General features: G+C 35.7%; 18 protein-coding genes. All 18 read left to right on the top strand.

The genetic code is table 11. The annotated features are described in order from the left end of the window. Window positions 1–33 precede the first annotated feature (33 nt). The 18 genes from CWB77_RS13585 to CWB77_RS13670 all read left to right on the top strand — a co-directional run bounded on the left by CWB77_RS13585 (window position 34) and on the right by CWB77_RS13670 (window position 22,121). Window positions 34–996, top strand: coding sequence for a Wzz/FepE/Etk N-terminal domain-containing protein (locus CWB77_RS13585; protein ID WP_138623163.1), 963 nt, complete (start codon window positions 34–36; stop codon window positions 994–996). A gap of 116 nt (window positions 997–1,112) precedes the next feature. Next, entirely contained in the window at window positions 1,113–2,132 is a 1,020-nt protein-coding gene (gene pseB, locus CWB77_RS13590) for a UDP-N-acetylglucosamine 4,6-dehydratase (inverting) (protein ID WP_138623165.1), read from the top strand. Window positions 2,133–2,136: 4 nt separating this feature from the next. Continuing rightward, window positions 2,137–3,297: a UDP-4-amino-4,6-dideoxy-N-acetyl-beta-L-altrosamine transaminase gene (gene pseC, locus CWB77_RS13595; RefSeq protein WP_138623167.1), complete on the top strand. Its 1,161-nt coding sequence runs from the start codon at window positions 2,137–2,139 to the stop codon at window positions 3,295–3,297. A 2-nt stretch (window positions 3,298–3,299) separates the two neighbouring features. Beyond that, window positions 3,300–3,986, top strand: coding sequence for a pseudaminic acid cytidylyltransferase (gene pseF, locus CWB77_RS13600; RefSeq protein ID WP_138623169.1), 687 nt, complete (start codon window positions 3,300–3,302; stop codon window positions 3,984–3,986). Then, complete coding sequence (gene pseG, locus CWB77_RS13605) at window positions 3,980–5,503, top strand: UDP-2,4-diacetamido-2,4,6-trideoxy-beta-L-altropyranose hydrolase (protein WP_138623171.1); 1,524 nt, start codon at window positions 3,980–3,982, stop codon at window positions 5,501–5,503. Before pseF ends, pseG begins: the two co-directional genes overlap by 7 nt. 7 nt (window positions 5,504–5,510) lie before the next feature. Continuing rightward, window positions 5,511–6,563: a pseudaminic acid synthase gene (pseI, locus tag CWB77_RS13610; protein WP_138623173.1), complete on the top strand. Its 1,053-nt coding sequence runs from the start codon at window positions 5,511–5,513 to the stop codon at window positions 6,561–6,563. 3 nt (window positions 6,564–6,566) lie between these two features. Further along, window positions 6,567–7,706 (top strand): N-acetyl sugar amidotransferase, encoded by a 1,140-nt coding sequence (locus tag CWB77_RS13615; protein WP_138623176.1) that lies wholly within the window; start codon window positions 6,567–6,569, stop codon window positions 7,704–7,706. Beyond that, entirely contained in the window at window positions 7,696–8,316 is a 621-nt protein-coding gene (gene hisH / locus CWB77_RS13620; protein ID WP_138623178.1) for an imidazole glycerol phosphate synthase subunit HisH, read from the top strand. The genes CWB77_RS13615 and hisH overlap by 11 nt, the downstream gene beginning before the upstream one ends. A gap of 9 nt (window positions 8,317–8,325) precedes the next feature. After that, on the top strand, window positions 8,326–9,045 hold the full coding sequence (locus CWB77_RS13625; protein ID WP_138623180.1) for a HisA/HisF-related TIM barrel protein: 720 nt from the start codon (window positions 8,326–8,328) through the stop codon (window positions 9,043–9,045). Continuing rightward, entirely contained in the window at window positions 9,026–10,198 is a 1,173-nt protein-coding gene (locus CWB77_RS13630; protein WP_138623182.1) for an N-acetyl sugar amidotransferase, read from the top strand. Before CWB77_RS13625 ends, CWB77_RS13630 begins: the two co-directional genes overlap by 20 nt. Before the next feature lie 88 nt (window positions 10,199–10,286). Beyond that, window positions 10,287–11,558, top strand: coding sequence for an oligosaccharide flippase family protein (locus tag CWB77_RS13635; RefSeq protein ID WP_138623184.1), 1,272 nt, complete (start codon window positions 10,287–10,289; stop codon window positions 11,556–11,558). A 31-nt stretch (window positions 11,559–11,589) separates the two neighbouring features. Then, window positions 11,590–12,723, top strand: a complete 1,134-nt coding sequence (locus CWB77_RS13640) for a hypothetical protein (RefSeq protein WP_138623186.1) — start codon at window positions 11,590–11,592, stop codon at window positions 12,721–12,723. After that, window positions 12,627–14,132: a hypothetical protein gene (locus CWB77_RS13645; RefSeq protein ID WP_138623188.1), complete on the top strand. Its 1,506-nt coding sequence runs from the start codon at window positions 12,627–12,629 to the stop codon at window positions 14,130–14,132. Before CWB77_RS13640 ends, CWB77_RS13645 begins: the two co-directional genes overlap by 97 nt. Then, window positions 14,129–14,746, top strand: coding sequence for a sugar transferase (locus CWB77_RS13650; RefSeq protein WP_138623190.1), 618 nt, complete (start codon window positions 14,129–14,131; stop codon window positions 14,744–14,746). Before CWB77_RS13645 ends, CWB77_RS13650 begins: the two co-directional genes overlap by 4 nt. After that, complete coding sequence (locus tag CWB77_RS13655; protein ID WP_138623192.1) at window positions 14,739–16,757, top strand: NAD-dependent epimerase/dehydratase family protein; 2,019 nt, start codon at window positions 14,739–14,741, stop codon at window positions 16,755–16,757. The genes CWB77_RS13650 and CWB77_RS13655 overlap by 8 nt, the downstream gene beginning before the upstream one ends. Further along, the gene (locus CWB77_RS13660; RefSeq protein ID WP_138623194.1) at window positions 16,750–17,925 is read left to right on the top strand and encodes a DegT/DnrJ/EryC1/StrS family aminotransferase; all 1,176 of its coding nucleotides are present in this window, start codon (window positions 16,750–16,752) and stop codon (window positions 17,923–17,925) included. Before CWB77_RS13655 ends, CWB77_RS13660 begins: the two co-directional genes overlap by 8 nt. A 158-nt stretch (window positions 17,926–18,083) precedes the next feature. Then, the gene (locus CWB77_RS13665; protein WP_171043276.1) at window positions 18,084–19,970 is read left to right on the top strand and encodes an acyltransferase family protein; all 1,887 of its coding nucleotides are present in this window, start codon (window positions 18,084–18,086) and stop codon (window positions 19,968–19,970) included. Window positions 19,971–20,132: 162 nt separating this feature from the next. Continuing rightward, on the top strand, window positions 20,133–22,121 hold the full coding sequence (locus CWB77_RS13670) for a polysaccharide biosynthesis protein (RefSeq protein WP_502705060.1): 1,989 nt from the start codon (window positions 20,133–20,135) through the stop codon (window positions 22,119–22,121). Window positions 22,122–22,443: the final 322 nt, after the last annotated feature.

Raw genomic sequence — 22,443 nt, forward strand, 5'->3', positions numbered from 1 at the left:
CTGATAGCTGATAGCTGAACTTATGAGATTTAAATGGAAAACAACTCAAACAATCTAAACCAAGTAAATATGCCAATGCAAAACAACATTGCTGATGACGAAATAGACCTTCGCGAACTATTTACCGCTATTTGGCATGGCAAGTGGATAATTATTGCCATAACTACCTTATTTGCTGTTGCATCTGTTTTTTACGCCATTAACCAACCAAATATTTATAAGTCTGAGGCGCTACTTGCCCCTGCAGAGCAAGATCAACAAGGTGGTTTGGGAGCTTTAGCCGGTCAGTTTGGTGGGCTCGCAAGTTTAGCCGGGGTTAACTTAGGTTCAGGTGGCGGGGTCGATAAAACGCAAATAGCGCTTGAGGTACTTAAATCGCGCCAATTCACCAGCGAGTTTATTCAAAAGCACAATATACTGCCCGATTTAATGGCAGCTAAATCATGGAACCGGGAAACTAATACAGTTATTTATGATGAAGAACTGTATATTGAAGATCAAAATAAATGGATTCGCGAAGTTGAATTACCTTTTAAACCAGAGCCTTCAATGCAAGAGGCATATAAAGAGTTTAGTGAAATTGTGAGTGCAAATAAAAATACAGAGAATGGCATGGTCATAATTGCTATAGAGCACGTCTCTCCATTTATTGCTCAGCAATGGGTAAGCTGGTTAATACAAGATATAAACGCCAGCATGAAGCAGCGCGATGTGTTAGAGGCAAACAAAAGTAGCAGCTTTCTAACTCAGCAACTAGAACAAACTAAAATAGCTGATATCCGTGCCGTACTTTATAAATTAGTTGAAGAGCAAACAAAAACCATTATGTTCGCTAATGTACGTGATGAATATGCATTTAAAACCATAGATCCCGCATTTGTCCCAGAAGAAAAATTTAGCCCCAAAAGAGGCTTGATTGTGATCTTAAGTATTCTTCTGGCCTGTATTTTAAGTGTTTTTATCGTTTTGATGAGGTATTTTTCGAAAAAAAAATGACTATTACTCTTTGCGAGAAGCTATAGCTTTTTGCATAATTAAAAGCTTCTCTTTGAGATATGTATATTATTAATTATGATGTATTTTTTACAAAAAAATGCACAGTAGGATAGGTTATGCTAAACAATAAAACGGTTTTAATCACAGGTGGTACAGGTTCTTTCGGTAAGAAATTCATTGAGACAATTCTTGCTCGTTACCCTAACGTAAAAAAAATAATTATCTATTCTCGTGATGAATTAAAACAATCAGTTATTAAACAAGAGTATCCTGCATATGATTACCCGCAGTTACGTTTTTTTATCGGCGATGTTCGTGATAAAGAGCGTATGACTCAGGCTTGTGAAGGGGTTGATGTAATTATACATGCCGCAGCAATTAAGCAAGTTGATACAGCGGAATATAATCCTACTGAATGTATTCGTACCAATATTGATGGGGCTGAAAATGTTATACATGCAGCATTAGCATGTGGTGTTAAAGATGTAGTTGCGCTATCAACTGATAAGGCTTGTGCCCCTATAAATTTATACGGAGCTACTAAGTTAGCGTCTGACAAATTATTTGCAGCTGCTAATAATATACGTGGTTCCAAAGATATTAAATTTAGTGTAGTGCGCTATGGCAATGTAATGGGGTCTCGTGGTTCTGTTATTCCTTTCTTTTTAGAAAAGCGAAAAAACGGTGAATTACCAATAACACATAAAGAAATGACGCGTTTTAACATTTCTTTGCAAGCGGGTGTTGATTTAGTCATGTTTGCACTAGGTCACCATTTAGGAGGCGAGATTTTCGTTCCTAAAATACCATCTTATAAAATATTAGATATTGCAGAGGCAGTAGCACCTAACTGCCAAACACGAGACGTTGGTATTCGCCCTGGCGAAAAACTGCATGAAGAAATGATAACAGACACAGACTCGCTAAATACAATTGATTTAGGTCCTTACTATGCAATTTTACCGTCTGTATCGTATACATATACAGAAGAAGAGTATGTTGCGCACCATAAAGCGGAAAAAGTACCATTCGGCTTTAAATATAACTCAGGGACCAATACAGAATGGGAAACCGTAGAAGGTTTGCGTCAGCTTATTATTGAGCACGTCGATCCATCATTTGAAGTACAAGGTTAATGAAATGATACCGTATGGAAAGCAAGACATAACTCAGTTAGATATTGATACGGTTGTTGATGTTTTAAAATCAGACTTTTTAACGCAAGGACCTCAAGTACCCGCGTTTGAACGTGCATTAATGGATGTAACTGGTACTCATTACGCATTAGCTGTTAATAGCGCTACATCAGCCTTACATATTGCTTGCTTAGCATTAGGTTTAGGTGAGGGGGATAGCTTGTGGACAACGGCTATTACCTTTGTAGCCTCGGCTAATTGTGGCTTGTATTGCGGCGCAAAGGTAGATTTTGTTGATATTGACCCAACTACCTATAACCTTTGCCCGAAAGCGTTGGAACAAAAGCTGATTGTAGCTAAAAATCTAGGTACCTTACCTAAGGTTTTAGTAGCCGTGCATTTATGTGGTCAGCCATGTGACATGAAAGCAATCCATGCGTTATCAAAAGAATACGGTTTTAAAATAATAGAGGATGCTTCACATGCAATAGGTGGGCGATATTTAGAGCAACCAATTGGTTCATGTGAATACAGCGACATTACTGTATTTAGCTTCCACCCAGTTAAAATTGTTACCACTGCCGAAGGTGGCGCAGCATTAACAAATAGCAAAGCACTTGCAGATAAAATGGTGCTTTACCGCAGCCATGGTATCACGCGTGATGAAGCCTTAATGGAAAATACTTCACACGGTGGATGGTATTACGAGCAAGTTGATTTAGGCTTTAACTACCGCATGACTGAGCTGCAAGCTGCATTGGGTGTTTCGCAAATTTCGCGCTTGGAAGAATTTGTAGCTGCACGCCATAAATTAGCCGAGCGTTATAATGATAAGCTTGCGAGCTTGCCAATTGTACTACCTTATCAGTTACCTAATACGTATTCGGGTTTACATTTATTTGTAATTCGTTTAAACCTTGGAGAAATCTCAAAAACTCATAAACAAGTATTTGATGAACTTAGAGAGAGTGGGATAGGTGTTAATCTGCACTATATTCCAGTGCACTTACAACCTTATTATCAAAAAATGGGCTTTAAACAAGGTGATTTCCCTCACGCTGAAGCCTACTACGCTAACGCAATTTCTGTCCCTATGTTTCATGGTATGACCTATGAACAGCAAGATGAAGTTATAAGTAAATTAACACAAATATTAGAAGTCTAATCATGAATATTGCAGTTATTCCTGCCCGTGGAGGCAGTAAACGCATACCCAGAAAAAATGTTAAAGAGTTTCATGGTAAGCCAATGATTGCTTATTCCATTAATGCCGCCTTAAACAGTGGGTGCTTTGATAGAGTAATTGTATCTACTGATGATGCAGAAATAGCTGAGGTTGCTATAAAATATGGTGCAGAAGTGCCCTTTATGCGACCGGCTAATATTGCTGATGATTATGCCACTACACTTGACGTAATAAAACATGCTATTGAATTTACTGAGCAACAAGCTTGGGGTATTAAAAATGTATGTTGTATTTATGCAACAGCCCCTTTTTTAACGCCTGAATTTATTCAAAAGGGTCTAAAAGAGCTAACTGAAAATGCTATTGATTACGCATTTAGCGCTACTAGTTTTCCCTTTCCGATTCAAAGAGCTATTAAACTGAATTCTGAGCAATATGTAGAAATGTTTCAGCCAGAACATTTAAATACTCGTTCGCAAGATCTCGAAGAAGCATATCATGATGCCGGACAGTTTTATTGGGGCACTGCCAACGCATTTATAGCAGGGAAGCCTATTTTAGGTACAAGTTCGAAGGCTGTTTTGTTACCACGTAAAAGAGTACAAGATATAGATACACCTGAAGATTGGGAGTTAGCAGAAGCTTTGTTCCGAGCGATTGAATGCTAAAGGTCGTAATTAGGTCTGATGCGTCCTCTTATATAGGCAGCGGCCATATTATGCGTTGCTTAGTATTGGCTGATAGGTTAAAACTAGAAGGGCACGACGTTTTATTTGCCACTCGTCCTCAAAACGGCGATTTAGTGACACTTATAAAGCAGCGTGGCTTCTCTATTTATGAATTACAGCAACCTGCGGCTTGGTTAGTACCAAACTCGACTGCGGATTATGCCGCGTGGTTACAAGTCACTGAGTATGATGATGCTCAAGAATGCGCTACTGCATTTGATAGCCCTGATTTAGTCATTACAGACCACTATGGTATTGGTGCACAGTGGCATAAGGTAGTAAAAAAAGCGTATAACTGTAAAATTATTGCAATTGACGATTTAGTAAGAGAGCATGCTGCAGACTTGATTATAGATCAAACATTGCTTAGAGAGCCAAGTGAATATCATTTATTAAGCTCTAAGGCCGTCGTCTTAACAGGCACGGAATATGCCATTATAAACACTCATTTTTCGCATCGACATTCATCACAATTGATAGCTCCAAATACATTGTTGAATACACCGCATTTATTATTATCTATGGGGGGTATAGATGCCCCCAATGCTACATTGCATGTACTTGATGTTTTAAAAAAAAGTGTTAATCCGCCAATAACAACTGTATTGCTTAGCCCTAAAGCACCTCACTATAAATGTGTTAAAGAGTTTGCTGTAAAGCATAGCGCGTGGTTGACTCACATCGATTTTGTAGATGACATGGCTACTCTCATGTGTGAGCATGATATTGCCATTGGTGCGCCAGGCTCAACATCATGGGAGCGTGCTTGTGTCGGGTTACCTAGTATTGTTATAGCACTTGCTGATAACCAGCAGACTATTTGTAAAAATTTAGAAACCGTGGGTGCTGCAATTTGCGTCGATTTAGAAGCAATTAGTAAAAACTTAATGAAGGCGTATGAGCAGTTAATTGCAGACTATTCAAAAATGAGAACAATAAATCTGCAGTTATGTGATGGGCAAGGTGTTAAGCGAATAATGAAGCATATTACTAAATTACTTAGCGGTTCACTAACCCTAAGATTGGCGACACAGCTTGATGTTGAACAGGTGTACGCTTGGCAATCTCAACCCGAAACGCGACGTTATGCACTTAATAAAGACGTTCCGAGTTTAGCTGAGCATCGGGTTTGGATGACTAAAAAGCTAGCAAGTAAAAATGACTACTTTTATATCATTGAGTTAACCAATGGGGAAGATGAAAAAAAGACTCCCGTAGGCGTGGTCAGGTTAGATATGACAGCAGTAGATACGTATATCATTTCCATCTTTATAGCACCAGAGCACTTTGGTAAAGGTGTTGCGAAACTCGCTTTGAAACAAGTAGATATATTACATCCTACAGAAATCATACATGCTGTTGTACTAAAAGAAAATACAGCATCACAAGCTTTGTTTAGCCGAGCCGGCTATCAACGAATTAATGAAGAGCAATTTACTCGACAACCCGTAGAGTGAGGGATTTATGAATAAATTTATTAGCATAGATAACAGAAAAATTGGTGCAGACTATGCACCGTACATCATTGCTGAAATGTCGGCAAACCATAACGGTGATATAGAAAACGCTTATAAAATAATGGAAATGGCAAAAGATTGCGGTGCGGATGCAATAAAGTTGCAAACATATCGGCCTGATACCATAACAATGAAAAGTGATAACCCTGAATTTTTAATTAAAGGGGGGTTGTGGGACGGTAAAACTCTGTATGATTTATATGAAGAAGCACATATGCCTTGGGACTGGCACAAACCTCTTTTTGAGAAAGCAAAAGAATTAGGTATTACTATTTTTAGTTCGCCCTTTGATTTTACAGCAGTTGACTTGCTGGAAGAACTGGGGGCTCCTGCTTATAAAATAGCGTCATTTGAAGCCATTGATTTACCCTTGATTGAATATGTTGCTAAAACAGGTAAGCCAATGATTATTTCAACGGGTATGGCACATGAAGAAGAAATTCGTGAAGCCGTAGAAACAGCAAAAAATGCAGGCTGTAAAGAGTTAGTAGTACTACATTGTGTAAGTGGTTATCCAGCGCCATCAGGCGATTATAATTTGGCGACTGTTGCAGACATGGCCACACGTTTTGATGTATTAACGGGTCTATCAGACCATACTATCGACAATACGACTGCGATTACTTCAGTTGCACTAGGGGCATGTTTAATTGAAAAACATGTAACGCTTGATAGGAATGGTGGTGGGCCGGATGACAGCTTTTCGTTAGAAAAGCCAGAGTTATTAGAGTTGTGTAGAGATTCTAAAATAGCATGGGAAGCGGTTGGTAAAGTAAATTATGAACGTAAAGAAAGCGAAAAAGGTAATGCAATCTTTAGGCGATCATTATATGTAGTAAAGGATGTTGCTAAAGGTGAACTTCTTACTTCTGAAAATGTTAGAAGTATTAGGCCTGGCTATGGTTTGTCTCCAAAATTCTATAACTCTGTATTAGGTAAAAGAGCTTCAAAAAATATTGAACAAGGTACAGCATTAACACACGAGCTACTGGATAGTTAATCTATGAAATATTGTATAAAATGTTTAACTACAAACTTAAGGCCCAATGCCTCTTTTAGTGATGGTATTTGCATAGCTTGTACTTATTCAGGTACGGAAGCTGTAGGTGGTTCAAGTGTAAAGCTAAAAATTTTGCAAAATAAGATTCAGCAGAGTAGAACCAAGCAAAGGAATAAGGGGGCATACGATTGCATTGTTGGTGTCAGTGGCGGAAAGGATAGTACTCGTCAAGCTCACTGGGTACGTGATCGATTAGGTCTGAGACCATTGCTTGTTTGCTGCGCATACCCCCCGAAGCAAATGTCTGAAATTGGAGCCAAAAACCTTTCAAATTTAATCGAGATGGGATTTGATATAATTGCTGCAACTCCTGCACCTCAGACAGCAGCCAAGCTTTCTTTGGAGTCATTTAAACAATTCGGTAATGTTTGTAAATCTACAGAAATGTCCTTATTTTCTACTGTACCGCGTTTAGCTATTGAAATGGGAGTAAATACAATATTCTGGGGAGAAAATCCTGCATTACAGGTTGGTGACTCCGCCGTAGAAGGTTTTGATGAGTTTGATGGGAATAACTTACGGCATTTAAATACATTAACATCAGGTGGGGTTGACTGGTTAAAAAAAGCAGTAAGTTTCCCATATTTATCTGAGCACTATTTATATCCTACTGAAATTGAGTTTGAGAAAAAAAAGATTAATATTTTTTATTTAGGTGCTGCATGGGACGATTGGAGTAATGACGACAATTCTATATATGCGTCATTGCAAGGATTAACACTTAGACCTGGTGAAGAGTTAGATACTGGTGATTTATCTAATGCATCTATGCTAGATGAAGAGTTTACAAATATTAATATGATGCTTAAATTCTTTAAGTTTGGATTTGGTAGGGCAACAGATTTTGTTAATGAGAAAATTCGTTCCGGTAACATATCAAGAGACGAGGCAATCATTATTGCAGAAAAATATGATGGTCTTTGTTCTGATGAAATTATAAAGCGCTATACAGAATATGTAGGCATTACTGTGACAGAGTTTTGGGATATTACTAATAACTGGGTAAACAAAGATATTTTCAACACAAGTCCAGGTGCCCGCCCTTTAAAGAAATTTACAGTAGGGGTCGACCATGAAAGTTGATATTTTAGATATTGGTAGCGGAAATATTTCTTCAATCAAAAATTGGATAGAGCAAGCAAATGTTCCCGCAAGAGTCGTTAACAAAGCAGAAAATATAGACTCAGATCTCCTTATATTACCTGGTGTTGGCTCTGCTGGTTCATATATGGAGCGTATTTTAGCTGGTGGGTATGATGTTGCAATTAAAAAACATTTACTTAATGGTGGACGACTGCTTGGAGTATGTCTTGGATTTCAAATCATGACTAAATATTCAGAGGAAGATGGTGGAGTTGATTGTTTGGGATTAATTGATGGTTATGTTGAGCGACTCGGGCCAGATATATCACATAATGGCTGGGAACCACTAAAATTTAGAATAAACGATATGAACAAACAGTCATTTTATGCTCAGCATAAATTGACTAAAAAGCGTTTGTTAGATGGTCGAGTTTTTTATAACCACGAATATGGAGTTGTAAATAATGAAAAAAACTCTTTTTTCACGCCTGTTTCAGACAATTTTTCGCAATATACGGGGTTGTTTATAAAAGGTAAAATAATTGGAATACAATTCCACCCTGAGAAAAGTCAGATCACAGGTTTAGAACTAATTTCAATGATTTTATAGGAAAGTATTATGAGAGTTGGTGCAACGGTACTACTGTTTGATCAGCAATGTATTCAGTCATATGAATGGAATTTAAAGCGACCACTAGGAAAGTTGCAAGGGATTATTGATTCACTTGAAGAATATCACTGTGATGAAGTTGCTATCATTCGTCCAGTAAAGAATGATGATAACTTTGAGTTGTTTAAAAAAGATATAGAGGTTGTTAAGCAACTTAGTTGTATGACTCCTATTAGCTTTGGTGGTGGGGTCAGAACATTGGAGCATCTAAAATTGCTTAAAGGGCTACCAATAGAGCGCTTAATTTTTTCATCAGCATTTTTAGAAAAAAATGAAAAGTTAATACTAGCAGCAAAAAAACTTTTTGGTCATCAAGCAATTCAATGCTTATTACCGATAATTATAAAATCAAATGAAATACAAGTATATAACCCCTCAACTAACGATTATATGACTTTAGACTCTGTGGATACTCAATTCATAAATACATTAGCAAATGAAATTATATTATTTGATACAGAACATGAAGGAATGAATGATAGCTTTGACTGGTTGATATTAAAAAATATTCCATTTGATCACAACAAGGTTATTGTAAGTGGTGGAATTGGTAAAGGTGACGTTAAGAAAGCTAAACAAAATAAAATAGCGTCAGTATTAGTTGACAACAAAATATTACACCAAGAGTACTCAATTACAGGTTATAAAAATGCAGCAAAATTGTCCTAAATGCAACTACCCTATAACTCATCCATTTGGTTTGATGATTACTGATGGAGAATGTTCAGGTTGCGTTACACACAAAGAAAAAGATTCTATAGATTGGGCAAGAAAAAGAGAAAGCTTATCATTAGAATTACTTAAATTTAAAAAGAAAGGGCAAAAGTATGATTGTGTTGTACCTGTAGTGGGCGATGCAGAAGATTACTTTACTTTGTCAAAGGTCTTAGAGCTAGGGCTATCACCACTTGTAGTTTGTGTTAATGATTATTTTAAAAATGATATTGGCTGGAAAAACCTTCATCAGCTAATTACCTATTTTGATGTTGATTCTTTTACTTTTAACCCTGATATTAGAGTTTATAAAGAGCTAGTAAGAACATCATTGAGAAAATTTGATCATATAATGCTGCCTTTTTTACAGTTGCACACTTCTTTTCCTGTGCATGTGGCCCACGAAAGAAATATTCCACTTATCATTTGGGGGCAGAATCAATCAGTTGAACAGGTTGGTAAATTTTCGCACAACGATGTTGCGCAAATGAGCAAATGGTACCGTAAGGAGCATGACCTTTTTAATGTGGATACTGATAAGCTCATAGGTAACGGTGCTCAAGTGGACTTACGACATTTAAACTATTATCAGTATCCAAATATTTCAGCTTTAGACCGCAGAGGTGTAAAGGGGTTATATCTGAGTAATTATTATCGATGGGATCCCATAGCTCAAAATAATAGTGTTGTAAGTTTTGGCTTTCAACCTCAATCTAATAATTCGTCCTTTGATATTTATGAACGTGCAGGTAGCTCTGTTTATTATCAATTACATGATTTACTCAAGTATAAGAGGGTTGGGTATAGGAAAGTAACAGATCATGTTGCCCGTGAGATACGCCATGGTCGATTGACGACTGAAATAGGGCATAAATTAATAAACCATTACACTAAAAGTAAGGTAAACATCAAGCCATTCTTCGATTGGCTTGATGTCAGTGATAGTGGATATGAGTGGTTTAAATTACACCGTCTCGCTGGTTTAGATCATTTGATCTGTGAGAGTGAAACAAATGAGAAAATTGACATTGGAGAACCTTTAAAAAAATTTATAGGAAAGGGGTTAGACGCTCAGAGCAACTTTGTTATCTTCGGTAAGGGTATTTGAAATCAATTTAGATACCTTTTTTGATTGGTAATTACAGATGAATCAAGTATTAGCATTAAAACTTTATGGTCAATAGTTAACTAAAATTATGTCAAAAAGCGATCTTATTAATAATGGAAGAATATATTTAATAGCTAATATAATAAATGCTTCTATCCCTTTTTTGTTGTTACCCCTGCTTACTCGCTATTTAACTCCTGCTGAGTATGGGGAAGTAACTATGTTTTTAGCCTTGTCAGTTGGACTAACTGCTTTTGTAGGGATTTCTGTTCATGGTATAGCAACTAATATGTATTATGAATTAGGGGACGATAAGTTTGGCCAGGCTAAATTTGTAGGTTCTTGTATTCAAATTATATTTTTAACTACCTTAATTACCTTTTCGTTTATCCTACTGTTCGCAGGCTTCATAGAAGAGCAATTAGGAATAACTAAATACTTTATTATAGGGACTGTTCTTGTTGCTTTAGCAAACTCTGTAATTCAACTACGTTTAGTACAATGGCAAGTGCGTAAGAAAGCAAAAAAATTTGGTATATTTCAGATTTCTTTTGGCTTATGTAATTTATTAATTTCTCTATTCTTTGTTGTGATCCTAGACCTAGGTAGTGAAGGGCGGGTTGATGCACAATTAATTTCATCAGCTTTGTTTACAATTGTTGCACTGGCTTTATTAAGAAAAGATGGCTTGTACGATATAGCTGTATTTAACATAGGTTATTATAAAGAGATCTGCAGCTTTGGTATTCCGCTCATCCCTCACATTTTTGGTCTCTTTCTCTTGTCTTCGTTTGACAGGGTTGTTATTAAAGAAAAATTGGGAATAAGTGAGGTTGGTGTATATATGGTTGCTATGCAGCTTAGTATGGGTTTAAAGGTCGTATTTGATGCTTTAAATAAAGCCTTTGCCCCTTGGCTTTATGAGCAGCTAACTCTAGTTAATAATTTTGAAATGAAAGCAAAGATCGTAAGGTATACTTATATATGTTGTATTTCTTTGTTTATACTGCCATTACTAACATACTTTTTAGCTTCAATTGCGATAGATATAGTTGCTGGAGATGAATACGCCAGAGCTTCATCCGTTTTAGTATGGTTGGTGTTAGGCCAAATTTTTGCTGGTATGTATTTAATGGTAACAAATTATATCTTTTTTGCTAAACGAACTTTGCCTTTGTCAGCAGTGTCAATGTTATCTGGGATAATACATATAGGGTTATTGTATATTTTTATTGATATTTATGGGTTTGTTGGTGCAGGTTTTGCTTTTGCAATATCCATGTTATGTCGATTCATTTTAGTGTGGTGGGTCGCTATTAAAGTGTACCCTATGCCTTGGTTTAATTTCAAAGCAACATAGTAAAGTTAGGCTCTAATTTAAGGCGTTATCCATGTTTTTTAACTTGAATCAATATTTATCCGTTCTTATGGCTGTTTTATTTGCTAATAGCTTTATTTTTCCAGTATTACTGATCCCTTTTTTAGCACTTACAGTTGTTTCGTTTTGTATTACACTCAAAGCTCAGTATTATATTATTAATAAACAGATTTTTTTTATATTCTTCATAATTGTTATTTCCATACTTTTGCCAATAGTGAAAAGTAGCTCTTTATATGATGTTAAAGTCGGCATTTTTTTAATCTGTTCTATTCTCTTTAGCTATACACTTTCTTACCTTAAGCCAATCAAGAGTTTGACTGCATGTTTACTACCATTGCTATTCTCCTTAGTGATGTTTACGTATTATGCGTTTAATGGCATATCTGCTGAAGATTTTTTTCCTTTAAATTCTCGTAATTTTGTTGCTGTAACTTTATTTTTAGGGTTGTTTGCATATTTTGCTCTATCTAAAAATTATACAGTGAGTGGTAGGCTTATTGTTCTTAATCTTGCTATTTGCTTTTTTTGTATATATGCGGTCGGTCGCGCTGGCATCGTTTTGTCATTTGTATTGCTCGCATTTTATTCATTAAATTATGTAATAGATGTGACTAAAAAATTTAAGCGGGAATCAAAATTACTAGTCCGAATGTTAATGCTTATGTCAGTCTTTACAATATTAGTATTTTTGATTGATTATTTATATACAAATGATTTTTTAGCTAGGATTATTTCGCGAGGTATGCACGACTTATCAAGAAAAAATATTATAAAAGAGTATTTATCTAGTTTGGATGGTACTAATTTAATTCTAGGAGTTAAATTAGCTGAATTAGAGTTGATGAATAAATTTAACAATAACTTGCACAACTCGTATCTAAGTGTTCATAGTAGTTTTGGCTTGATTTATTCATTGTTTTTTATGTTTTTGGTTTCTTATTCTCTTGTTTTAAGCTGGAGGAGAAAGTATTATCCCGTGATTTTCCTCATGTTGGTAATATTAGCGAGAGGGGTATCTGATATCCAAGTATTAGCTGGGCGAGGTGATTGGGTTTTTTATTTTGTCTTATTCTATTTAATCCAGTCACAGCAACAAATGAAAAAATTAGTGAAAGTACAAATATTACACACGGAGAAATCTTGAATTACAGTAATGAAGTAAAAGTTATTAATGAGTTCATCAGTAAATCTAAAATTGATGATATTTTAATTAATGATTTTAATGTATGGCCTTTGATTAGACTCTCTGTCATTGATAAGCTTTTAATCAATGAAGGAGTTTTTGGGGTTAGAAATCACTCGACATTAAAGCTTAGTCACTTACTTAGTGTTATATATAATTCTATTGTTTCTTTATTTTCACTAATGATGGCTATAAGGCTCGGCCGAAGAAAGTTTCTTTTTGTTGGTTTCTCTCGGAGAACAAAAGATGGAAGTCAAGCTATTGATAAGTTTCATGACCCAATAATTAATGAATTGAATTCTAAAGATTGTGTGATGATTGAAAGGCCATTTAAAGCCAAGCACTTTAGTAGAAGAGCTACTCAATGTCCTATTGTGAACTTAGACTTTTTTGTGTACTTTACTGAGTTTTACTCTAGAGCTTTTTCCTTCTTTTACAGGTTAAGGTATAAAGCAGATTTAAGCGCTTTAGCCAATAAATTAGAGCCGATATTTTCAGATAGATCATTTATTATAAAGTCTACCTCTCGTGAAATTGCAAAATTTCATATACAAAACCTGTTTAACAATTATTTACTAAAAATATTCCAGCCTCAAAAGGTGATTGTTACTAATCGTGGTTTGCATCTTTCTCTAATTTATTGTGCTAATAAGGCGATGATTGAAACATCAGAGCTTCAACATGGCATTACACTTGCGAATGATATTAGTTACACCGAACAAAATGACGGTTTACTTGGTGTTAACAACTTCCTTGCATTTGGTGATTATTGGTGTCAGGGGTATAAATGGGCAGGCAATGAGACTCAGGTGATTTCTTTTGGTTTTAAGTATATCGAAGATAAAAGAAATAACTTAATAGTAAAAAAACCTGCAAAAAAACAAAATTTAAAAAAAGTATTATTTATTTCTCAACCTGAACTATATGAACAAATTAATACTGAACTCGATCTCATCGCTAAAAATAATAGAGACTGCAATTTTGTACTAAAACTACACCCTCAAGACATTCAAGGATATAGAGAGCGTTATTCAGTAGCTTTATCTAATACAAACGTAACTGTACTTGATAATCAAATCTGCGATAATTATTCGCTATTTTATAGTTTTGACTATGTTTTTGGGTATAATTCAACAATGTTGTACGAAGCTTATTATTTTGGTTGTTCTGTTTTTATTGTTAACTTTACCAATATGAATTTATCTTCGGTTTTTGGTGATTCCATGGAGTGTTTTGCTGAACTCACTCAACCCGTAATTAATTTTAATGTTAAAGAGACTACATCTAAAGCTAATGATGTTGGTAAGCTCTTTTTTAGTTCTTCAAACAAAAATATACTATATGAATTTTTTAAAGGGCGTAAAGTATGAAGAGATTTTTTGACATAATCGTTACTTTAACAGCAATACTATTGTTAAGCCCACTCTTGTTTATAGTTAGCATACTTGTGGTCTTTTCTATGGGAGCCCCTGTGTTCTTTTCCCAAGAAAGGATCGGCTTGAATGGCAAGCCGTTCAGGGTTTTTAAGTTTCGCAGTATGACAAATAAAAAGGACGAAAAGGGTAACTTGTTACCAAATATAGAACGGGTAACAAAAGTTGGAAGCTTTCTAAGACGTTCTAGTATTGATGAGTTACCATCATTATATAATATATTAAAAGGCGACATGAGTTTAGTAGGGCCTAGGCCTTTACTCCCAGATTACTTGAACTGTTACTCTAACTATCATCGGCGACGACATGATGTAAGGCCTGGGCTTACAGGGCTTGCACAAATTTGTGGTAGAAATAATATAACTTGGAAGGCTCGGTTAGATTTGGATATTGATTATATTAATAAGCAATCATTCCTTTTTGATTTGTGGATTATTTTTATGACCGCAATTAAGGTTATTCGGAGAAGCGATGTAGAGGGTGATTCCGATATGTCTATTATAAGGCTAGATAAAGATCCAAGTTATATTAAGGAAAAAAGTAATGATTAGAGTCGCTGTTACATCTGTTGGGGGAGGCGTTGGGCAATCAGTAGTTGATTCAATTTCTCATTTATCTAATCACTATTGGATTTTAGGTTTAGATATCAATGATAATGTATTTGCCAGGACACAATGTGACTGTTTTGTAAAGTCTTTAAGGATATCTGAGTCAGGTTACCTAAAATTTTTACTTGATACATGTGCCGTTAATAATATTGATGTCCTTATTCCTGGTAACGATACTGAACTATATTTACTAAGCAGTAATATTGAATTATTTAATAGCATAGGCGTTAAGGTTATAGTTGCACCTTCAGATATTGTTGCAAGTTCCAGAGATAAATACCAATGGTACACCGATTACTCAAAGGAATTTAATATAGTTTCTACTGTAAAGCTTGTGCAGTATATGGATAGCCCAGAATCTTTCCCTGAGATATCTTTCCCTGCAATTGCTAAACCTTCAGGAGGCTCTGCATCGAATGGGATTAAGATTTTTCACAGTGTAGCTGATGTTTTTAAAGATTGTGACGACATTGATTTAACCCAATATGTTATCCAGCCTTATTTACTTCCAAAGGTTACAGATCCCGAATTTAAACGCTTAAGTAAAGCAGTACAAGAAAAACGTTTAGAGCAAGCTTCTGAGATATCAGTTCAAATAGTATTATCTCCCCTTTCAAAAGTTCTAGGTGTTTTTGTTTCAAGAAATAGACTAAAAGATGGTGTTCCTATCCAAATAGAGCCTATAGACGATGCTGAAATTGTTGAAGAGGTAAAAGAGATTGCAAAGTTTTTAAGTAAAAAAAAGGTTGTTGGTCCTGTTAATATTCAAGGCCGGCTAACTGAAAACGGACTTATCTTTTTTGAAATGAATTTAAGGTTTACTGGTATTACAGGTAACCGTGCATTATTTGGTTTTAATGAAGTTTCAACTTTAATTAGAGAGTTTCACAACCCAAATAACTCTCAAGCAACTTCTTTGTACCTTAACATAGATAAGTTAGGTGCACGGCAAGTTGCGTGTCGAACTAATTCATTAAATTCAAATAGTCAAAATAGTAGAAATAAAAGAATACTAGTAACTGGGGCTAATAGTTGGTTTTCAAAGAATTACTTACACAAGCTAGCTACTTGTAAAAATTCAGAGAAAACTGAGTTATTGCTGTCATCAAGAGATATAGAAGGTGCTAAAAACTTCTATGATGATAAATTCATAAAGAATTTCAATTCAGTATCTTTTTTAGATTGTGATGAGCTGTCATTGTCATCAGCTTTGAATTACTCTGATACTCTTATCAATTTCGCCTCGGCAAGGCCACCTCATGGAAGTCAGCGAATTTATGAGTCAACTTTATTTAATATCAAATTAGCAGAGATAGCAAAGGCGTCGGGTTTAAATTTAATAATAAATATTTCTTCACAATCAGTTTATGGTGATAATTCTAAAGAAAGTTTTTCTGAAGAGGATAAATTAGATATTCAATCATGCTATTCAATGTCTAAAGCAACTATTGAAAATGCTTTTCAAGAAATCAACACTACTAATAAACAAACAAAAGTTATTAACTTAAGGGTGGGTAGACTCTGGGGGGGCAGTCTTTGTATCCCTCAAGACCAGATACCTTTTAAAATTTTGGATAATTTAATTTCTGGAAGTGATTTTAGTTACCAAGCTCCTGATAATATTATAAACTTCATTGACGTCGACGATGCTTCTTCAGCTATTTCATTTATCATAGAGTATTATGCAAGCGGTAGACTAGATAATAAACCAGAGGTATTTAATCTTGGAGGTCATAATATAACTATGCTGGAATTTGTAGCTAATGTCTCCAAGTTATTGGCTAAAGAAGAGAACTCAACAATTGCGCCTTTATTTTCTGAATCTCACTTAAGTAAAAGAAATTTAGCCATATCAACCGATAAACTAAAGCACTTAGGCTGGTCTCCAAAGTTTTCTATACAAGATACTTGGGGTGCGCTAATAAATCTTTACAAAGAGTTAAAAAATGCTTAATACAACTTTTTCTCCTTGGCCTAGCTTCACGGCTGAAGAGGCTAACGCCGTTAGTCGCGTGATTTTATCAAATAAAGTTAATTATTGGACTGGTACTGAAGGTCGTGAATTTGAAAAAGAATTTGCCGCATGGGCTGATAGTGAATATGCAGTTGCCCTAGGTAACGGTACATTAGCGCTTGATATAGCCTTAAAAGCGCTTGGCGTAGGTGCTGGCGATGAAGTAATAACTACACCCCGTACTTTTTTAGCGTCGGCTTCCAGTGTTGTAACTGCTGGAGCAGCCCCTGTATTTGCAGATGTTGACTTAAACAGCCAAGCTATTACAGCAGAGTCAATAAAAGCGGTATTAACACCTAAAACTAAAGCGGTTATTGTGGTGCATTTGGCGGGAATGCCTGCGGAAATGGATGAAATAATGGCGCTAAGTGAAGAGTATGGCTTTTATGTAATAGAAGATTGTGCACAAGCGCATGGTGCTAAATACAAAGGCCGCTCAGTAGGCAGTATCGGCCATATTGGTGCATGGAGCTTTTGCCAAGATAAAATTATGACTACCGGTGGTGAGGGGGGCATGGTTACAACTAACTCTAAAGAGTTGTGGTCTGCTATGTGGAGTTATAAAGATCATGGCAAGAGCTTTGATGCTATTTATAACCGTGAGCATCCACCAGGCTTTAGATGGTTACATGAAAGTTTTGGCACAAACTGGCGCATGACTGAAATGCAGGCTGTTATTGGTAGAATACAGTTAACACGAATGGATGATTGGACCGAAAAACGTCAAGCTTATGGGGCATTATTAGATAAGGCTGCAAAAGATTTTAGTTGTATTCGTCTAGTGAAAGTACCTAATCATATTAAACATGCTGAATACAAGCATTACATGTTTATAAGGACAGAAAATTTAGTTGCAGGCTGGGACCGTGAGCGTATTATTAATGAAATAACTGCTGCAGGTGTCCCCTGTTTCCAAGGAAGTTGTTCAGAGGTTTACTTAGAAAAAGCATTTGATGGAACAGCTTACAGACCAAAAGAAAGGCTTCCAAATGCAAAAGAGCTGGGAGAAAGCAGTGTCATGTTTTTAGTACACCCAACTCTTACTATCCAAGAAATTCAATTGTCCTGCTCAGTAATAGCTTCTGTGCTTAAAGCAGCTTCTTTATAAATTGATTCGGTAGAGAACTTGAGTCAGGTTTAATGATAAAACTCTGTATAATCTTTCGGTTTCTCTTTCTCAAATGAAAAGAGAAGCCTGTTCCATTCACGATGATTTATTGTTTTTTGATAATATGCTTTGATAAGTAATGTTATTTGGAGAGTTTTTTGAAAACATCAAAATACCGCTCGGATATTGACGGGCTTAGAGCTATAGCTGTACTAAGTGTAATAATCTATCATATTAAAGGTGTCTGGCTAAGTGGTGGATTCTTAGGGGTTGATGTTTTCTTTGTCATTTCAGGCTATTTAATAACAGGTATTATTTACTCTGAGATTTTAGATAACAAATTTTCTCTAAAGAGTTTTTATATTCGCAGGATGAAGCGAATTTTACCTGCATTTTTCTTTATGGTTTTGCTGACAATCATATTTGGTTATTTTATCTTATTACCTTATGATTTTTATAAGCTAGGTTTCTCGGCTGCTTCGACGTTATTTTTTATATCTAACTTTAACTTTTCATTACGTAGCGGTGGTTATTTTGACTCTTCAGCTGAAGAATGGCCATTATTACATACTTGGTCTTTAGCTGTTGAAGAGCAATATTATTTTATTTTCCCTATGCTAATGCTTCTCATGATGACTACTTTGAAATTAAGGAGTAAATTATTAGCATCTCTGATGGTGATTACAGTTTTATCTTTTTATATTGCGACTAAGATGTCGATGGATGACGAGTTAAGTAGCTGGAGTTATTATATGCTGCTGACAAGAGCGGGGGAGTTACTTATTGGAAGTATGACCGCTATTCTTTTAAAACAGCAAAACATACTCTTAAATGACAAAATAAAAACGTTTTTATCAGTTATTTCATTAGCTATTATTACTTTAAGTTTTATTTATATAGATAAGACAATGGTATTCCCAGGCGTTTTGGCGTTACCAGTTTGCTTGGCTACTGCATGTTTGATTATTTTTAAATCTAATTTTTCCTATCAGGTTTTATCTTTGAGACCCTTGGTAAAGGTAGGTTTATTATCATACTCCTTGTATCTGATACATTGGCCTATTTTAGCTTATGCAAAATATCTTACAGTATTTAATTCAAATGCGGGGCACCTTTCTTCTGAAATTGTAATGGTTTGTATATTCTTAATTCTAATTTTTTCATTAATCAGTTATTTTTGTATTGAAGTACCATTTAGAGCAAAGCAATGGTCTTTTAAGAAAAGCTTTATAAATCTATTAATGGCTCCGTCGCTTATTATTGGAGGAATGGCTATAGCAATTGTTCTTCATCAAGGATTTTATGAACGGTTTTCGAATGATAAGATATCAGGTAGTATGGCCTTCTCGCATCTGAACAAATCTAAATGCCCTTCACTAGTTAATTTAGGCTGTATTGGCGGCGACTCAAGTTCTGAAGAGTTAATGATTTTATATGGGAATAGCCATGCTGAGCATTATTTTGATTTTTTTGATAGGTATACAAAAAAGGCTGGATACAAATTAGAGTTGGTTGCTACTGGAGGTTGTGGTGTAGCAAATAATTCAAAGAAATGTAGTTTGGTTAATAATTATTTTAATTCTAACTCTTATAAAGCAGATATCGTGGTTATATCTCAACGATGGGACACAGTCCTATCAAATGAAAAACAATTATTTTTAAACTCACTTCAAAAATTGTCTGATGATTTGAAAAAACAAAACAAAACTGTTGTGATTATGGCCCAAACACCAAAATGGAATATATCTATATCTAAGCTCTGGAATTGTAATAGAGTTTTTGGAAAGTGTGATTATAAACTCCAGCATATGAACGATTTCCAAGAAGCTAATAAAGTAATGAGGCATTTTGCAAGTCAGAATGATCTTTTATTCTGGGAACCATATTCAGAAGTGAAAGATTACTATGCCCCATTTGATTCATTAGGGCGGCCTTTATTTTTTGATGATAATCATTTATCTCGATATGGTAGTGAATCAATGTATAAAAGTTATGAATCCCTATCCAAAAAAGAATTAAGGGATTTGCTAAGCAAGAACAACTGAATTATTTAGCGGAAAGCTGTTCAATTTGATAATGGCTGCAAGTAAAAAAACTATATATGTGTATAATGCTCGATAATTCTTATTGGCAACTATTATCTGTAATGAAGCGAAGTAAAATATTAGCGACCCTTCTATAAGAACATCAGGATTTAAAAACGACATATGAGTGTAACCAATTCCACTATGAATATTTTGTTCAGAGCTTCACGGCCGGCAAAAAGGTTGATTAGCATATTTGCAGATTTAATATTTGTTATTGTAGCTTTTTGGTTGGCAATGCTTGTAAGATTGGATACGGTTAGCATTTTTAGCGAATTACAGTATTGGTTGTTACTTGTATGTTTAATTCCATTGTCATTACTAATAAATATTAAATTAGGCCTTTATCGAGCTGTAATACGTTATCTTAGCAGCAAGGCTGCTAGTTCAATTACTATATCTGTTTTATTATCTACTTTGTCATTAATAATCCTTGCTTATTATTTGGCAACCCCCTTACCTAGAACTGTTCCCGCTGTTTTCGCTGCGTTTTTGATAATACTAGTTGGTGGTAGTCGCTTTTTTGTTAGGGCTATTTTAGCTAATAACCAAGGCTCTAGTTGTAAAGAACCTGTTATCATCTATGGTGCTGGGTCTGCAGGTCTTCAACTGGCAAATGGTTTAAATGCAGGTCCAGAATACCTGGTACGTGCTTTTATAGATGATGACATTGCTAAACATGGCTCTATTGTTCAAGGTATACCTGTAATTGCTTTTAAAGATGTTCAAGAATTAATTGATAAGCGAGGAGCGACTAAAGTACTTTTAGCTATGCCTAGTGTATCTAGAGCAAGGCGTAAAGAGGTATTAGCTCAATTAGAGCCGCTTTCAATTAAAGTTTTGTCTATTCCTGGAATGGCTGATGTAGTTGAAGGTAAGGCTAAGCTTTCTGAATTTAGGGAGGTTGAAATTGAGGATTTATTAGGCCGAGACCCTGTCACTCCTAAAACCGATTTAATGGCTGCAAATATTACTAATAAAGTGGTTATGGTTACAGGCGCAGGTGGTTCTATAGGCTCTGAGTTGTGCAGACAAATTATTAAACAAAATCCCGTAAAAATAATTTTATTTGAACGCAGTGAAATTGCTCTTTATTCAATAGAAAAAGAATTGTGTGAATATGTTACTCATAATCAACTTTCAATAGAATTAATACCTATTATGGGTTCCGTGCAGCGTATTAACAGGCTTGAAACTGTAATGATAGCTTTTGGTGTTCACACGGTTTATCACGCCGCTGCATACAAACATGTACCACTTGTTGAGCATAATGTAGTTGAGGGGGTACGTAATAATGTATTTGGTACTTATTATGCGGCAAAGGCAGCGGTAAATGCCAAAGTAGAAACCTTTGTGCTTATATCGACCGACAAAGCAGTTCGTCCTACCAATGTTATGGGGGCAACCAAGCGAATGGCTGAACTCGTTTTACAGGGGTTAGCTCAAGAACAAGGTGCTAAGCATAATACACGCTTTTGCATGGTGCGCTTTGGTAACGTGCTTGGCTCATCAGGTTCAGTTGTTCCATTATTCCGTCGTCAGATTAAAGAGGGGGGGCCTATAACATTGACTCACCCAGACATAACTCGTTTTTTTATGACCATACCTGAAGCCGCACAGCTTGTTATACAAGCAGGCGCTATGGGTAAAGGGGGCGATGTATTTGTGCTCGATATGGGCGACTCGGTTAAAATTAAAGATTTAGCGACAAAAATGGTCAGGCTATCTGGCTTTGAAATTAAAAGTGAATCTAACCCGCATGGCGATATTGAAATACTTTGCACAGGGTTGCGCCCAGGTGAAAAACTCTTCGAAGAGCTATTAATAGGGGATAACGTAGGGCAAACAACTCATGAACGAATTATGACTGCAAATGAAGTGATGTTACCGCTTAGTGAGCTTAATGTGTTTATAGACGCGCTAGATACAGCTTGTCATAACTTTGATCATGAAAAAATTCGTCAATTACTTCTCGATGCGCCAACTAGCTTTAATCCTACAGATGGGATTTGTGACTTAGTATGGAATGCAAGACATGAAAATTTTAAAGAGCATACCAGTGGCTGCAATGTAGTTAACTTACCTAAAACTGGTAAAGGCGCCATGCTTTAGCAATTTATCAGCTAGTTACATTAAAACACCGAGTTAGCAACTCGGTGTTTTACTTTCTGAATATTTATAATTTACTCTACTTTTAGCTGATTCAGGCTGTATTTATATTAGTGAAGAGGAACTAGGTTTTAGGTAAGGATTAAGCCAAGCACGGTGCTAAAATTCACTGCCGCGGACTTCGATCGACGAGCCTAGAGCTAAACACCGAACTTCGAGCCTAGAACCTAAAATATGCGCGAGGTAAACCCCGCCTACAGGCATAAAAAAACCTTGCGATGTTAACCGCAAGGTTTTTAAATTTCTCGAACCTCGAACCTCGAAC

This window comes from Pseudoalteromonas sp. S1610 (assembly GCF_005887465.1).
In the GTDB taxonomy this organism is placed as follows: Bacteria; Pseudomonadota; Gammaproteobacteria; order Enterobacterales; family Alteromonadaceae; genus Pseudoalteromonas; species Pseudoalteromonas undina.

Excerpts from the sequence above, each read along its gene's own strand:
- CWB77_RS13585 (WP_138623163.1), top strand. The coding sequence starts at position 34 with ATGGAAAACAACTCAAACAATCTAAACCAAGTAAATATGCCAATGCAA.
- pseB (WP_138623165.1), top strand. The coding sequence starts at position 1,113 with ATGCTAAACAATAAAACGGTTTTAATCACAGGTGGTACAGGTTCTTTC.
- pseC (WP_138623167.1), top strand. The coding sequence starts at position 2,137 with ATGATACCGTATGGAAAGCAAGACATAACTCAGTTAGATATTGATACG.
- pseF (WP_138623169.1), top strand. The coding sequence starts at position 3,300 with ATGAATATTGCAGTTATTCCTGCCCGTGGAGGCAGTAAACGCATACCC.
- pseG (WP_138623171.1), top strand. The coding sequence starts at position 3,980 with ATGCTAAAGGTCGTAATTAGGTCTGATGCGTCCTCTTATATAGGCAGC.
- pseI (WP_138623173.1), top strand. The coding sequence starts at position 5,511 with ATGAATAAATTTATTAGCATAGATAACAGAAAAATTGGTGCAGACTAT.
- CWB77_RS13615 (WP_138623176.1), top strand. The coding sequence starts at position 6,567 with ATGAAATATTGTATAAAATGTTTAACTACAAACTTAAGGCCCAATGCC.
- hisH (WP_138623178.1), top strand. The coding sequence starts at position 7,696 with ATGAAAGTTGATATTTTAGATATTGGTAGCGGAAATATTTCTTCAATC.
- CWB77_RS13625 (WP_138623180.1), top strand. The coding sequence starts at position 8,326 with ATGAGAGTTGGTGCAACGGTACTACTGTTTGATCAGCAATGTATTCAG.
- CWB77_RS13630 (WP_138623182.1), top strand. The coding sequence starts at position 9,026 with ATGCAGCAAAATTGTCCTAAATGCAACTACCCTATAACTCATCCATTT.
- CWB77_RS13635 (WP_138623184.1), top strand. The coding sequence starts at position 10,287 with ATGTCAAAAAGCGATCTTATTAATAATGGAAGAATATATTTAATAGCT.
- CWB77_RS13640 (WP_138623186.1), top strand. The coding sequence starts at position 11,590 with ATGTTTTTTAACTTGAATCAATATTTATCCGTTCTTATGGCTGTTTTA.
- CWB77_RS13650 (WP_138623190.1), top strand. The coding sequence starts at position 14,129 with ATGAAGAGATTTTTTGACATAATCGTTACTTTAACAGCAATACTATTG.
- CWB77_RS13655 (WP_138623192.1), top strand. The coding sequence starts at position 14,739 with ATGATTAGAGTCGCTGTTACATCTGTTGGGGGAGGCGTTGGGCAATCA.
- CWB77_RS13660 (WP_138623194.1), top strand. The coding sequence starts at position 16,750 with ATGCTTAATACAACTTTTTCTCCTTGGCCTAGCTTCACGGCTGAAGAG.
- CWB77_RS13670 (WP_502705060.1), top strand. The coding sequence starts at position 20,133 with ATGAGTGTAACCAATTCCACTATGAATATTTTGTTCAGAGCTTCACGG.